The 12,821-nt window shown below is 69.6% G+C and carries 14 protein-coding genes; 9 read left to right on the top strand and 5 right to left on the bottom strand.

Annotation, left to right across the window (positions count from 1 at the left end):
• The 6 genes from AC1D12_RS11095 to AC1D12_RS11070 all read left to right on the top strand — a co-directional run.
• Positions 1–232 (top strand): SPOR domain-containing protein (locus AC1D12_RS11095; protein ID WP_477840415.1); only part of this gene is annotated, 232 nt, incomplete at its 5' end.
• Positions 233–319: 87 nt separating this feature from the next.
• Entirely contained in the window at positions 320–988 is a 669-nt protein-coding gene (locus AC1D12_RS11090) for a thiol:disulfide interchange protein DsbA/DsbL (protein ID WP_465111328.1), read from the top strand.
• A gap of 89 nt (positions 989–1,077) precedes the next feature.
• On the top strand, positions 1,078–1,701 hold the full coding sequence (gene lptA, locus AC1D12_RS11085) for a lipopolysaccharide transport periplasmic protein LptA (RefSeq protein ID WP_465111327.1): 624 nt from the start codon (positions 1,078–1,080) through the stop codon (positions 1,699–1,701).
• The gene (gene lptB / locus AC1D12_RS11080) at positions 1,698–2,474 is read left to right on the top strand and encodes an LPS export ABC transporter ATP-binding protein (RefSeq protein WP_047501341.1); all 777 of its coding nucleotides are present in this window, start codon (positions 1,698–1,700) and stop codon (positions 2,472–2,474) included. Before lptA ends, lptB begins: the two co-directional genes overlap by 4 nt.
• A 10-nt stretch (positions 2,475–2,484) precedes the next feature.
• Positions 2,485–4,017 (top strand): RNA polymerase factor sigma-54, encoded by a 1,533-nt coding sequence (locus tag AC1D12_RS11075; RefSeq protein ID WP_047501338.1) that lies wholly within the window; start codon positions 2,485–2,487, stop codon positions 4,015–4,017.
• 11 nt (positions 4,018–4,028) lie between these two features.
• On the top strand, positions 4,029–5,261 hold the full coding sequence (locus AC1D12_RS11070) for a THUMP domain-containing class I SAM-dependent RNA methyltransferase (protein ID WP_477825543.1): 1,233 nt from the start codon (positions 4,029–4,031) through the stop codon (positions 5,259–5,261).
• A gap of 93 nt (positions 5,262–5,354) precedes the next feature.
• On the opposite strand, the gene AC1D12_RS11065 is transcribed toward AC1D12_RS11070, so the two are convergent.
• From AC1D12_RS11065 to AC1D12_RS11045, 5 genes are all read right to left on the bottom strand, one after another.
• Positions 5,355–5,789, bottom strand: a complete 435-nt coding sequence (locus AC1D12_RS11065; RefSeq protein ID WP_477825542.1) for a YidB family protein — start codon at positions 5,787–5,789, stop codon at positions 5,355–5,357.
• Positions 5,790–5,858: 69 nt separating this feature from the next.
• A complete protein-coding gene (locus AC1D12_RS11060) occupies positions 5,859–6,578 on the bottom strand; it encodes a 16S rRNA (uracil(1498)-N(3))-methyltransferase (RefSeq protein ID WP_477825541.1) in 720 nt (239 codons plus the stop codon).
• 39 nt (positions 6,579–6,617) lie between these two features.
• Complete coding sequence (locus tag AC1D12_RS11055) at positions 6,618–7,106, bottom strand: hypothetical protein (protein WP_477825540.1); 489 nt, start codon at positions 7,104–7,106, stop codon at positions 6,618–6,620.
• Positions 7,107–7,176: 70 nt separating this feature from the next.
• On the bottom strand, positions 7,177–7,680 hold the full coding sequence (locus tag AC1D12_RS11050; protein WP_156154678.1) for a hypothetical protein: 504 nt from the start codon (positions 7,678–7,680) through the stop codon (positions 7,177–7,179).
• A gap of 91 nt (positions 7,681–7,771) precedes the next feature.
• Entirely contained in the window at positions 7,772–9,445 is a 1,674-nt protein-coding gene (locus AC1D12_RS11045; protein WP_465111323.1) for a long-chain-fatty-acid--CoA ligase, read from the bottom strand.
• Between the two features lie 187 nt (positions 9,446–9,632).
• Between AC1D12_RS11045 and AC1D12_RS11040 the strand changes: the two genes are divergently transcribed.
• Genes AC1D12_RS11040 through AC1D12_RS11030 form a run of 3 tightly spaced genes read left to right on the top strand, consistent with a single transcriptional unit; the run spans position 9,633 to position 12,802 of the window.
• Positions 9,633–10,388 carry an SDR family oxidoreductase gene (locus AC1D12_RS11040; RefSeq protein ID WP_047501323.1) on the top strand — a complete coding sequence of 252 codons (756 nt, stop codon included), beginning with the start codon at positions 9,633–9,635 and terminating at the stop codon, positions 10,386–10,388.
• Positions 10,389–10,407: 19 nt separating this feature from the next.
• Positions 10,408–11,271 carry a fumarylacetoacetate hydrolase family protein gene (locus AC1D12_RS11035; RefSeq protein ID WP_477828337.1) on the top strand — a complete coding sequence of 288 codons (864 nt, stop codon included), beginning with the start codon at positions 10,408–10,410 and terminating at the stop codon, positions 11,269–11,271.
• A gap of 10 nt (positions 11,272–11,281) precedes the next feature.
• Positions 11,282–12,802: a UxaA family hydrolase gene (locus AC1D12_RS11030; protein ID WP_477828336.1), complete on the top strand. Its 1,521-nt coding sequence runs from the start codon at positions 11,282–11,284 to the stop codon at positions 12,800–12,802.
• The last annotated feature ends 19 nt before the right edge of the window (positions 12,803–12,821 follow it).

The raw sequence follows: 12,821 nt of genomic DNA, 5'->3' as shown, positions 1-12,821 counted from the left end.
GAGCTACTTCGTCCAGGCAGGCGCTTTCGGGCGCGTCGAGGATGCCGAGCAGCAACGGGCCAAGCTGGCGATGATGGGCCTGCAGGCCAAGATCACCGAGCGCGAGCAGTCCGGGCGCACGATGTTCCGGGTGCGCCTCGGCCCGTACGACAAGAAGGAAGACGCCGACCTGGCGAAGGAAAAGCTGGATGGCGTGGGGGTGGAATCGGCGCTGGTCCGCGTGCAGAAGTAAGCCGGGATCGAAAGAGCAGCCCTGAACTTTTCCATCCGACACCGACTCCACCGCTCGTCGTTGATCCCTACCACTTTGGAACTGAACATGAACCGTCGCGATTTCTCGGCACAGCTGGTCGGAGCCAGCCTGGGCGGTGCCGGCCTGGGCACCATCGGCCTCACCGCCAGCACCGGCGCCCTCGCGCAAGGCGCCCCGGTCGAGGGCACCAACTACATCAAGTTCGCGCAGCCGGTGTCGCCTGCCACGCCGGGCAAGATCGAGGTGGTGGAGTTCTTCTGGTACGGCTGCCCGCACTGCAACGCCTTCGAGCCGGCGCTCGACGCCTGGCAGAAGAAGCTGCCGGCCGACGTGGTGTTCCGCCGCGTGCCGGTCGCGTTCCGCGACGAGCCGTTCGTCGCGCACCAGAAGATCTTCTATGCGCTCGAGACGCTGGGCAAGGTCGATGCGATGCACCGCAAGGTCTTCTACGCGATCCACAGCGAGCACGCCCGCCTGGACAAGCCCGACGAGATCGCCGCCTTCATGGCCAAGAACGGCGTCGACAGCGCCAAGTTCCTGGAGGCCTACAACTCGTTCTCGACGCAGACCAAGACCAAGCAGGCCGCCAAGCTGGCCGAGGCCTACAAGCTCGATGGCGTGCCGGCGCTGGGCATCAACGGCCGCTACTTCACCTCGGGGTCGCTGGCCGGCACCAACGAGCGCATGCTGCAGGTCACCGACTTCCTGATCCAGAAATCCCGCACCGGCGCTTGATGACCCCAAGTCGGTGCAACGCCGACTTCATCTGGTAACCCCGACGGCATGAAACTGTGGCTAGAATGGCCTGCAAGTTTCATGCCGCAATGACCCCACTTACCTACACCTCCCTTTTCTCCCGGCGTCGGCTGGCGCTTGTCGCCGCCGCCTGTGCGCTTGCCACGGCGTTGCCGGCCCAGGCCGAACGGGCCGACCGGCTGAAGAAGATGGAGGTCGAATCCGACCAGCCGGGCAAGGTCGACCTGATCAACCAGCTGGTCGTGTTCAACGGCAACGTCGTCGTCAGCAAGGGGACGATGCTGATCAAGGCGGGGCGCATCGAGGTTCGCGAGGGGCCGGACGGTTACCAGTCCGCCATCGCCGTCGGCACGCCGACCCAGCCGGCCAGCTTCCGGCAGAAACGCGAAGGCGTGAATGAATTCGTCGAAGGCGAGGCCGAGCGCCTCGAGTACGACAGCAAGCTCGACACCATCCGCTTCGTCAACAAGGCCTCGGTGCGCCGGCTGCGCGGCACCGCGGTGGCCGACGAAGTGACCGGCGCGCTGATCACCTACGACGGCACGGCCGAGCTCTTCACCGTCGCCGGCGGCAGCGCCGCGGTGACCCCGAGCAACCCGACCGGCCGCGTGCGCTACGTGTTCACGCCGAAGGAAGGCACGCCGGCCGCCGCTGAAGCGGCCTCGCAGGCAGCCTCGGGAGCACGCCGTTGAGCGCCGTCCCCGCCAGCACCGCCGCGGCCGACACCAGCCGGCTGGAGGCCATCGGCCTGCAGAAGACCTATGGCGCGCGCAAGGTGGTCAAGGACGTGCGCCTGTCGGTGCGCAGCGGCGAGGTCGTCGGGCTGCTCGGCCCGAACGGCGCCGGCAAGACCACCAGCTTCTACATGATCGTCGGCCTGGTGCGCGCCGATGACGGCCAGATCCTGATCGACGGCCAGCGCGTCGAGCGCCTGCCGATCCACCAGCGTTCGCGCCTGGGCCTGAGCTACCTGCCGCAGGAAGCCTCGATCTTCCGCAAGCTGACCGTCGAGGAGAACATCCGCGCCGTGCTCGAGCTGCAGCGCGGCCCCGACGGCAAGGAGCTGCCGAAGGCCACCGTCGACAAGCTGCTCGGCGACCTGCTGAACGACCTGAGCATCGAGAAGCTGCGCGACAGCCCGGCACCGGCGCTGTCGGGCGGCGAGCGCCGCCGCGTCGAGATCGCCCGGGCACTGGCCACGCAGCCGCGCTTCATCCTGCTGGACGAGCCGTTCGCCGGCGTCGACCCGATCGCGGTGATCGAGATCCAGCGCATCATCGGGTTCCTGAAGAGCCGTGGCATCGGGGTGCTGATCACCGACCACAACGTGCGCGAGACGCTGGGCATCTGCGACCGCGCGTACATCATCAGCGAGGGGCGTGTGCTCACCGAGGGCACGCCGGCCGAGATCGTCGACAACGCCGATGTGCGAAAGGTCTACCTCGGCGAACACTTCCGCATGTGAGGGCTGACACATGAAGCCCTCCCTTCAGGTCCGCCTGTCGCAGCATCTGGCCTTGACGCCGCAGTTGCAGCAGTCCATCCGGCTGCTGCAGCTCTCCACGCTCGAACTCCACCAGGAAGTCGAGCAGATGCTGGAGCAGAACCCCTTCCTCGAGGCCGAGCTGGAGGAGGCGGCCCCGTCCGAGCCCCTGACCGAACGGCTGACGACCTCGGAGCGCAATGCCGAGCGCGAGGCCGACAGCAGCACCGCGAGCGAGTCGTCCGCCGAGACCGCGCCCGATGAGTCCGCCGGCGTCGACAGCGCCGAGTTCGGCGCGACCGAGCGCGAGGACTGGGAGAACGGCACCGAGCGCGACGATTTCGACGGCATCCGCGAGACGCCCAGCGCGGCCGGCAGCGGCAGCAACCCCGACGACGACTTCGACGGCCAGGACCGCAACCCGCAGGCCCCCAGCCTGCAGGATCACCTGCGCGAGCAGCTGCTCGGCATGCGCGTCAGTGCCGAAGATGCGATCGCGATCACCGTGCTGATCGAATCGCTCGACGACGACGGCTACCTGGCCGACCCGCTCGAGGAGATCGCCGCCGAGCTGGCAGGCGACCCCGAGCAGCAGGAGGAGATCCTCGAGCGCCTGCAGTGCGCGCTGAAGTGGCTGCAGAACATGGAGCCGCTCGGCGTCGGCGCCCGCAACCTCGGCGAATGCCTGACGCTGCAGCTGCGCGCGCAGGAGCGCTGCGAGGCGCAGATGATCGCGATCATCATCTGCAAGCAGCACCTGGACCTGCTGGCCCGGCGCGACATGAAGAAGCTGATGGCCGCGACCGGCGCCGACGAGGAGCTGATCAAGGAAGCGCAGACGCTGATCGTCGCGCTGGAGCCGAAGCCGGGCCGCCCGTTCGCGCGTGCCGAGGCCAACATCATCGTGCCCGACGTGATCGTGCAGAAGTCCGGCCGCAACTGGAAGGTCGTGCTGAACCCCGACGTGATGCCCAAGCTGCGCATCAACGACCTCTACGCGCAGGCGATCCGCCAGGGCCGCGGCTCGGGCGGGGCCGGCGGCAGCGCGCTGAGCTCGCGGCTGCAGGAGGCGCGCTGGTTCATGAAGAACATCCAGCAGCGCTTCGACACCATCCAGCGCGTCTCGCAGGCGATCGTCGAGCGGCAGAAGAGCTTCTTCACGCACGGCGAGATCGCGATGAAGCCGCTGGTGCTGCGCGAGATCGCCGACGAGCTCGGCCTGCACGAATCGACCATCTCGCGCGTGACGACGGCCAAGTACATGGCCACGATGTTCGGCACCTTCGAGCTGAAGTACTTCTTCGGCTCGTCGCTGAACACCGAGGCCGGCGGCAATGCGTCGAGCACCGCGGTGCGCGCGCTGATCAAGCAGCTGGTCAGCGCCGAGGACGCGGCCAAGCCGCTGTCGGACAGCCAGCTCAGCCACATGCTGGAGGAGCAGGGCATCCAGGTCGCGCGCCGCACCGTCGCGAAGTACCGCGAAGCGCTGAAGATCGCGCCCGCGAACCTCCGCAAATCCCTCTGAACTGAATCCCGATGTGCGCCCTCCCCCTGTTCCTGCCCTGTGCCGCGGGCGTTGAAGCGCTCCTCGAAGAAGAGGTGCTGCGCATCCTGCCGACCGCGCAGGTGCACGCCGGCCGCGGCGGCGTCGCGCTCGACGGCGACCCGCAGGACGTGATGACGCTGAACCTCGAATGCCGGCTCGCGCAGCGCGTGCTGGCCGAGGTGGCCGAGGGGCCGTACCGCGACGAGCACGACCTGTACGAGCTCGCGCGCGGCGTCGACTGGCAGCAGTGGATCACGCCCGAACACACGCTGCGCGTCGACACCACCGCGCACCGCAGCCCGCTGCGCAGCCTGAACTTCGCCGCGCTGCGCATCAAGGATGCGGTGTGCGACCAGTTGCGCGAAGCCACCGGCACGCGCCCGAGCGTCGACACCCGCCACCCCGACCTGCCGCTGCTGCTGCACGTCGCCGAGGAGCGGGCCTCGCTGTATGTCGACACCTCGGGCGAGCCGCTGTTCAAGCGCGGCTGGCGCGAGGACAAGGGCGACGCGCCGCTGAAGGAGACGCTGGCCGCCGCGATGCTGGCCGCCGCCGGCTGGCGCGGCACGCCCGAGGCCGGCGGCGCGCTGCACGACCCGTGCTGCGGCTCCGGCACGATCGCGATCGAGGCCGCGCAGATCGCCTGCGGCATCGCGCCCGGGCTGAAGCGCCGCTTCGCGTTCGAGCGGCTGTTGCCGTTCGCCGATGCCGAGATGCGCGCGCAATGGCAGCGCCTGAAGAGCCATGCGCAGTCGCGCATCCACGCGAGCGCGGTGACGATCCACGCGAGCGACGTGTCGTTCCGGATGGTCGATTTCGCGCGCCGCAATGCGCAGCGCGCCGGCGTCGAGCAGGCGATCCAGTTCAACGGCGGCGATGCGCTGGAGCGCCCGGCGCCCACGTTGCCGGCCACGCTGCCCGGCACGCTGATGATCAACCCGCCATACGGCGAGCGCATCGAGGTCGCGGGCAAGGCGCGCGCGCCGGCGCACGATGAAGACGACAACAAGGCCCTGGTCGCCGACTTCTTCCCGCGCCTGTCGGCGCACTGGAAGCGCGCCTACACCCAGCACCCCGCCGGCTGGACCGCCTGGGTGCTGAGCCCGGACATGAAGCTGCCGGGCTCGATGCGGCTGAAGGAGTCGAAGCGCGTGCCGATGTGGAACGGGCCGATCGAGTGCCGCTTGTTCCGCTTCGACCTGGTGGCCGGTTCGGCGCGCTGACCCATGACAACCCCTCGCCCGGCGGGTACGCCGGTCGATCCCCCGAGGGGATGCGGGCCGGCTTGGGGCGGCCCGGCGCTCGGCCCGCCCCCGTCAGCGTCGCAGCAAGCTCCCGATCAGGCTGCCGATATCGCCCATCCCGCCGGCCGCACCGCTGGCCGGCAACTCCCCGTTCGGCGTCAGGTGGTCGACCACCTGCGGCAGCACCTGCGACAACTGATCGGCCGCCTCGCCGTGCGACAGCCCGAGCTGCTCGGCGATCTGCGCCAGCTGGCCTGAACCGAGCACGCTCTGCAGCTGCTCGGCCGAGATCGGCAGGTTCTGCCCGGTCGACACCCACGAGCCGATCACCGAGCCGAGCCCGCCCTGCTCGAAGCGGGCGATCAGGTCGTTGAGACCGCCACCCGAGCCGTTCGCGTTCAACATCGACACCACGGCGGTGATCAGCGCGGCGTGGTTGCCGCCGCCCTGGCCCGTCGGGTCGTTCTGGCCGGCCACCATGCCGATCACGGAATCCAGCAGTCCCATGAGGTGCTCCTTGGAGTGGGGAGACCGATTGTGGGCGCCGCCCGTGTCGACCACAAGACCGCTCGGGGCTCAGGCGCCCGACGACAGCCCGAGGTACGCGAGCACCGCGAGCGGTGCCGTGTCGGCCCGCAGCACGCGCGGGCCGAGGCTGGCCGGCGCGAAGCCGCTGGCCGCGGCCGCCGCCTCTTCGGCCTCGCTGAGCCCGCCTTCGGGGCCGCTGAGGAAGGTCAGCGCACCACCGGCCTCGGCCTGCAGCGGCTCGGGCGTGCGCAGGCTCAGCACGAAGCGGCGGCCGGCGGCCGGCGGCTGGCCGCGCAGCCAGTCGGCGAGGCTGCGCACCGGCGCGATCAGCGGTACGCGGGTGCGCCCGCACTGCTCGGCGGCCGCGGCCGCGACGCCCTGCCAATGCGCCTGCTTCCTGTCGGCGCGCTCGCCGCTCAGGCGCAGCACCGAGCGCTCGGTCATCAGCGGCTGGATCACTGCGACGCCGAGCTCGGTCGCCTTCTCGACCAGCGCATCCATGCGCTCGTTGGCCGGCATGCCGAGCGCGAGCGTCACATGGATCGGCAGCTCGCGGTCGACCGGGATGTGCGCATTCAGGCGCACGGCCACGTCGCCGCGGCCCATCCGGACGACCTCGGCCTGCCACTCGCCGCCCTCGCCGTTGAACAGCGTCAGCGGATCGCCGGGCTGCAGGCGCAGCACCTGCACGTGGCGCGCGGCACCGGGAGGAAGGCTCAGTTCGACGCCGGCCAGCATCGGCTCGGCCACATGGAAACGGGGAGGCATGACCGAAGTGTGCCAGCCCTTCCGGTCAGCCCGTTCGCCTCAGCCGTCCTGCTCGTCGAGACCGCGCCAGCGCCGGCGCCATGCACGCCAGCGCGTCTTCAGCCGCCGCGCGCCGCGCCACGCGGCCGAGCGGCGCAGCGCCTCCATCACGCGCAGCTTGGTCGCGCGCCACCACGTCAGCGCCCGCGCGAACCACGCGAAATGCATCAGCTGCGACTCGGTCAGGATGAACAGGCGCCCGACGATCGCGGTGCCGAGCAGCTTGGCGACGACGATCACCGTGATGCCGAGCAGCGCATGGCCGCGGCTGAGGATCCACAACGCGAGCAGCTTGATCGGGAACAGCGCGACCGCCGGCGCCAGGAACAGCAGCAGCGCAATGCGCGGCGGCGCGGCGCGCACCAGCGCCTCGAAGCGCGCCAGCGGCGGCCACTTCGCGAGCCGCGCGACGAAGGCCGTCAGCGGCCGCCAGCCCCACTCCTCGATGAACAGCACGAGCGCCGCCAGCACCAGCAGCAGCGCGCGCAACAGCCGCCAGGGCAGCCGCAGCAGCCTGCGCCACAGCGGGCGCGCCGGGGGCGCGGGGGTTGGGGCCAGCTCAGCCGCCGTACAGAGCGCGACGCGCCTTGTGCGCCGCGGGCTCGCCCTTGCGCGAGCGGATCTGCTCGATCGTGCGGTCGGCCACGTCGCGCAGTTCCTCGATGGTGCTGGCCTTCTCGACCGCGAGCGTCAGCGTGAAGCCGCGCAGGCCGAGTTCGCTGGAGATCATCTGCGTCAGCGTGGACGTGAACTTCGCGTAGTCGAGCTCGCCCGGGTCGACCGGCGTGCCGACACCGCCGGAGGCGGCAGCGGGCGCACTGGCCGGCGCCGCAGCCGGCGGGGTGTTCAGGCGTGAACTGCCGCTGCCCGACACCTGCGCGATCAGGCCCAGGGTCTCGAGGGCCCGGAAGTCGTCGATCGTCACGCCGACCACGTTGGCCAGCAGCATCTCCTCGGACTTCGCACCGTCGATCAGCAGCAGCAGGTTGCGCTGCGCACGCTCCTTGACGAGCGCGCGCGCCGTCATCTCGATTCGTCCCGCGTCAGTTTTGGTCCAGATCACCAGAGCTCTCCCAGGGCGCGGCGCGGCGGGTCAGCCGCGGCCCGAATTTATCAGCATGACGCCCTCTGCGGGGCGCTCATCCACAGCATCGTCAGGTCTTGTCCCTCAACTCGCGCCGCAGGATCTTGCCCACCGGGCTCTTCGGCAGCTCGGTGCGGAACTCGACCACCTTCGGCCGCTTGTAGCCGGTCATGTTGGCCTCGCAGTACGCGCGCACCTCGGCCTCGGTCAGCGCGGGGTTCTTGCGCACGATCACCAGCTTCACCGCCTCGCCGGCCTTCGCATCGGGCACGCCGATCGCAGCGCACTCGAGCACGCCGGGCATCTGCGTGACGACGTCCTCGACCTCGTTCGGGTAGACGTTGAAGCCGCTGACCAGGATCATGTCCTTCTTGCGGTCGACGATCTTGAAGTAGCCGTTGCCGTCGACGGTGCCGATGTCGCCGGTGCGGAAGAAGCCGTCGGCCGTCATCACCTTCGCGGTCTCGTCGGGGCGCTGCCAGTACCCGGCCATCACCTGCGGGCCGCGGATCGCGATCTCGCCCGGCGTGCCCAGTGGCACCTCGCGGCCGTCGTCGTCGAGCAGCGCCAGCTCGGTGGACGGCAGCGGCAGGCCGATGGTGCCGGTGTAGGCCGTGCTGTCGGTCGGGTTGCAGGTGGCCGACGGCGAGGTCTCCGACAGGCCGTAGCCTTCGCAGATCGGGCAGCCGGTCTTCTCGAGCCACAGCTTGGCGGTGGCCTGCTGCACCGCCATGCCGCCGCCGACCGAGATCTTCAGGTGGCTCCAGTCGACGGTGTTGAACAGCGCATGGTTGGCCATCGCGTTGAACAGCGTGTTGACCGCCGGCAGGCTGTGGAACGGCTGCTTGGCCAGCTCCTTGAAGACGCCCGGAATGTCGCGCGGGTTCGGGATCAGCAGGTTGCAGCCGCCGGTGCGCATCGACAGCATCATGTTCGAGGTGAAGCCGAAGATGTGATACAGCGGCAGCGCGCACACCGACATGATCTGCGTGCCGGCCGGCACCTTGCGCATCGCCGGCTGGTACCAGGCCTCGGCCTGCAGCGTGTTGGCGACCAGGTTGCGGTGCAGCAGCACCGCGCCCTTGCTGACGCCGGTGGTGCCGCCGGTGTACTGCAGCACCGCGATGTCGTCGAGCTTGAGCGTGGGCGCCTTCAGGCTCGCGCGCTTGCCGGCGGAGATCGCGTCGTTGTACGGCACCGCGCCGGGCAGCTCGAAGGCCGGCACCAGCTTCTTCACGTTGCGCACGACGTAGTTGACGATCAGCCCCTTCGGGAAGCCGAGCATGTCGCCCATCGTCGCGAGGATGATCTTCTTCGTCGGCACCGCGGCCAGGCAGGCCTGCAGCGTGGCGGCGAAGTTCTCGATGATCAGGATGGCCTTCGAGCCGGAGTCCTTCAGCTGGTGCTCCAGCTCGCGCGGCGTGTACAGCGGGTTGACGTTGACCACCACCAGGCCGGCGCGCAGGATGCCGGCGACCGCGATCGGGTACTGCGGCACGTTGGGCATCATGATCGCGACGCGGTCGCCCTTCTCGAGCCCGAGCGCCTGCAGGTACGCGGCGAACGCGCGCGAGGCCTCGTCGACCTGGCGGAACGTGAAGACCTTGCCCATGAACTTGTAGGCGGGCAGGTCGGCGTACTTCTTCAGGCTTTCGTCGATCAACGCGGTGAGCGACGTGTACTGCTCGACATCGATCTGCTCCGGCACCCCGCTGGGGTACTGCTTGAGCCAAGTCTTATCCATCTGGGGTCTCCGGAAACGAACGGGCGATTCTGGCCCATGGTATTCACACGCCCCCTAGGGTGTTTCACCTGAAGGGTGGCACCCGCAAGGGTGCAACACGGATTGACGCTCCTGGAGGCTTCCCGTACGCTTTCGACGAATTGGTCAGACCACTGGACCAATTTGACACAACTCACAGGACGACCCCATGACGCAACGACTGGCCGGCAAGGCCGCCCTCGTCACCGCCGCCGGCCAGGGCATCGGCCGCGCCACCGCGGAGGCCTTCGCGCGCGAGGGTGCGCGGGTGATCGCGACCGACATCAACGATGCGGCGCTGGCCGAGCTGTCGCGCATCCCCGGCATCACCGCGCGGCACCTCGACGTGCGCGACGGCGCCGCGGTGCAGTCGCTGGTGGCCGGGCTCGGGCCGCTGCAGGTGCTGTTCAACGGCGCCGGCTTCGTGCATGCCGGCACCATCCTCGAGTGCGACGACGCGGCCTGGGATTTCTCGTTCGACCTGAACGTGCGCTCGATGTACCGCACGATCCGCGCGGCGCTGCCGGCGATGCTGGCCGGCGGTGGCGGCTCGATCATCAACGTGGCCTCGGTGGCCGGCAGCATCAAGGGCGCGCCGAACCGCTTCGTCTACGGCACGACGAAGGCGGCGGTGATCGGGCTGACGAAGTCGGTCGCGGCGGATTTCGTCGCGAAGGGCATCCGCTGCAACGCGATCTGCCCGGGCACGATCGAATCGCCCTCGCTGCGCCAGCGCATCGAGGCGCAGGCCGGCGCGAGCGGGCAGACGGTGGCACAGGTCGAGGCGGCCTTCGTCGCCCGGCAGCCGATCGGCCGCATCGGCAGCACCGCCGAGATCGCGGCGCTGGCGGTGTATCTTGCGTCCGACGAGTCCGGGTTCACCACCGGCACCTCGCAGATCATCGACGGTGGTTGGTCCAACTGAAGCACGGAAAGAGAAGTCCATGAAATTGATGCGCCACGGCCCGAAGGGCTCCGAGCAACCCGCGCTGGTCGATGCCGACGGCCAGCTGCGCGACCTGTCGGGCGTGCTCGCCGACATCACTGCCGCGACGCTGTCGCCGCACGGCCTGAAGCGGCTGCACGAGCTGGATCCGTCGACGCTGCCGCTCATCGAGACACCGGGCCGCCTCGCGCCGCCCTGGGCGGGCCTCGGCAAGTTCATCTGCATCGGCCTGAACTATGCGGACCACGCCGCCGAATCGGGCCAGCCGGTGCCGGCCGAGCCGGTGATCTTCATGAAGGCGAGCAGCGCGCTGATCGGCTGCAACGACCCGGTCGTGCTGCCGAAGAACTCGGTGAAGAGCGACTGGGAGGTCGAGCTCGGCGTCGTGATCGGCAGCACGGCACGCTACGTGTCCGAGGCCGACGCACTGAACCACGTGGCCGGCTACTGCATCGTCAACGACCTGTCGGAACGCGAGTACCAGCTGGAGCGCGGCGGCACCTGGGACAAGGGCAAGGGCTGCGACACCTTCGGCCCGGTCGGCCCGTGGCTGGTCACGAAGGACGAGGTGCCCGATCCGCAGAATCTGCCGATGTGGCTCGAGGTGAACGGCAAGCGGTTCCAGAACGGCAACACGAAGACGATGGTGTTCAACGTGGCGCACCTGGTGAGCTACGTGAGCCGCTTCATGACGCTGAACCCGGGCGACCTGATCAGCACCGGCACGCCGCCGGGTGTCGGCATGGGGCAGAAGCCGCAGCTGTACCTGAAGCCGGGCGATTCGATCAAGCTGGGCATCCAGGGCCTGGGTGAGCAGCAGCAGAAGGTGCATGCATGGAATCCGGAGTTGATCGACGGCTGACGAGGCCCTGATGGAAACCAGCGCGCCGACGATTCGCATCCACCCAGCCGACGACGTCGTCATCGCGCGGCGCCAGCTGGTGTCGGGCACGCGCATCGACTCCGAGGGCGTGACCGTCAGCGGCCTGATCCCGCCCGGCCACAAGCTCGCGGTGCGCGACCTGCCGGCCGGCGCCCCGGTGCGGCGCTACAACCAGGTGATCGGCATCGCGCGCCAGCCGATCACTGCCGGCCAGCACGTGCACACGCACAACCTCGAGTTCTCGAGCTTCGAGCGCGACCCCGCCGTCGGCGCCGACGCGCACCCGACGGCCTTCGTCGAGACCCCGGCCACCTTCCAGGGCATCGTGCGCGCCGACGGCCGCATCGCGACGCGCAACTACATCGGCATCCTGACCTCGGTGAACTGCTCGGCGACCGTCGCCCGCGCGATCGCCGACCACTTCCGGCGCGACATCCACCCCGAGGCGCTGGCCGCGTTCCCGAACGTCGACGGCGTCGTCGCGCTGACGCACGGCGCCGGCTGCGCGACCGACAGCGAAGGCGAGCCGCTGCAGGTGCTCCGCCGCACGCTGGCCGGCTATGCGCGGCACCCGAACTTCGCCGCGCTGCTGATGGTGGGCCTCGGATGCGAGACCAACCAGATCGCCGGCATCGGCCTGGCCGACGGCCCACGCCTGCACAGCTACAACATCCAGGACGCCGGCGGCACCGCGAAGGCGGTCGCGCGCGGCATCGCGCTCGTCAACGAGATGCTGCCGGAAGCGAACCGCACCCGGCGCCAGCCGGTCAGCGCGAGCCACCTGTGCGTCGGGCTGCAATGCGGCGGCTCCGACGGCTACTCCGGCATCAGCGCGAACCCGGCGCTCGGCGCCGCGGTCGACCTGCTGGTGCGCCACGGCGGCACCGCGATCCTGTCGGAGACGCCCGAGATCTACGGCGGCGAACACCTGCTGACGCGGCGCGCGGTGTCGCCCGCGGTCGCCGGCAAGCTGCTCGCGCGGCTGCGCTGGTGGGAAGACCACTGCGAGCGCAACCATGCCGAGATGGACAACAACCCGTCGGCCGGCAACAAGGCCGGCGGGCTGACCACCATCCTCGAGAAATCGCTGGGCGCGATCGCGAAGAGCGGCACCACCAACCTGGTCGAGGTCTGCGAATACGCCGAGCCGGTGACGGCGCACGGCCTGGTGTTCATGGACACGCCGGGCTACGACCCGGTCAGCGCGACCGGCCAGGTCGCCGGCGGCGCCAACCTGATCTGCTTCACGACCGGCCGCGGCTCGGCCTACGGCTGCGCACCGTCACCGTCGCTGAAGCTGTCGACCAACACCGCGCTGTGGCTGCGCCAGCAGGACGACATCGACATCAACTGCGGCAGCATCGTCGACGGCACGGCCACCATCGGCGAGCTCGGCGAAGCGATCTTTGCGCAGATGCTGGCCACCGCATCGGGCGAGCTGACCAAGAGCGAACGCCACGGCTACGGCCAGAACGAATTCGTGCCGTGGCAGTTCGGCGCGGTGATGTAGGTCCGTGATGTAGATCCTC

The sequence above is a fragment of the Rhizobacter sp. P1_G5 genome, assembly GCF_056405435.1.
This window is presented reverse-complemented; position numbering and strand designations above follow the sequence as displayed.

Bases quoted from the DNA above. Each gene is read 5' to 3' on its own strand.
- AC1D12_RS11090 (WP_465111328.1), top strand. From the start codon at position 320: ATGAACCGTCGCGATTTCTCGGCACAGCTGGTCGGAGCCAGCCTGGGC.
- lptA (WP_465111327.1), top strand. From the start codon at position 1,078: ATGACCCCACTTACCTACACCTCCCTTTTCTCCCGGCGTCGGCTGGCG.
- AC1D12_RS11075 (WP_047501338.1), top strand. From the start codon at position 2,485: ATGAAGCCCTCCCTTCAGGTCCGCCTGTCGCAGCATCTGGCCTTGACG.
- AC1D12_RS11070 (WP_477825543.1), top strand. From the start codon at position 4,029: ATGTGCGCCCTCCCCCTGTTCCTGCCCTGTGCCGCGGGCGTTGAAGCG.
- AC1D12_RS11065 (WP_477825542.1), bottom strand. From the start codon at position 5,789: ATGGGACTGCTGGATTCCGTGATCGGCATGGTGGCCGGCCAGAACGAC.
- AC1D12_RS11060 (WP_477825541.1), bottom strand. From the start codon at position 6,578: ATGCCTCCCCGTTTCCATGTGGCCGAGCCGATGCTGGCCGGCGTCGAA.
- AC1D12_RS11045 (WP_465111323.1), bottom strand. From the start codon at position 9,445: ATGGATAAGACTTGGCTCAAGCAGTACCCCAGCGGGGTGCCGGAGCAG.
- AC1D12_RS11040 (WP_047501323.1), top strand. From the start codon at position 9,633: ATGACGCAACGACTGGCCGGCAAGGCCGCCCTCGTCACCGCCGCCGGC.
- AC1D12_RS11035 (WP_477828337.1), top strand. From the start codon at position 10,408: ATGAAATTGATGCGCCACGGCCCGAAGGGCTCCGAGCAACCCGCGCTG.
- AC1D12_RS11030 (WP_477828336.1), top strand. From the start codon at position 11,282: ATGGAAACCAGCGCGCCGACGATTCGCATCCACCCAGCCGACGACGTC.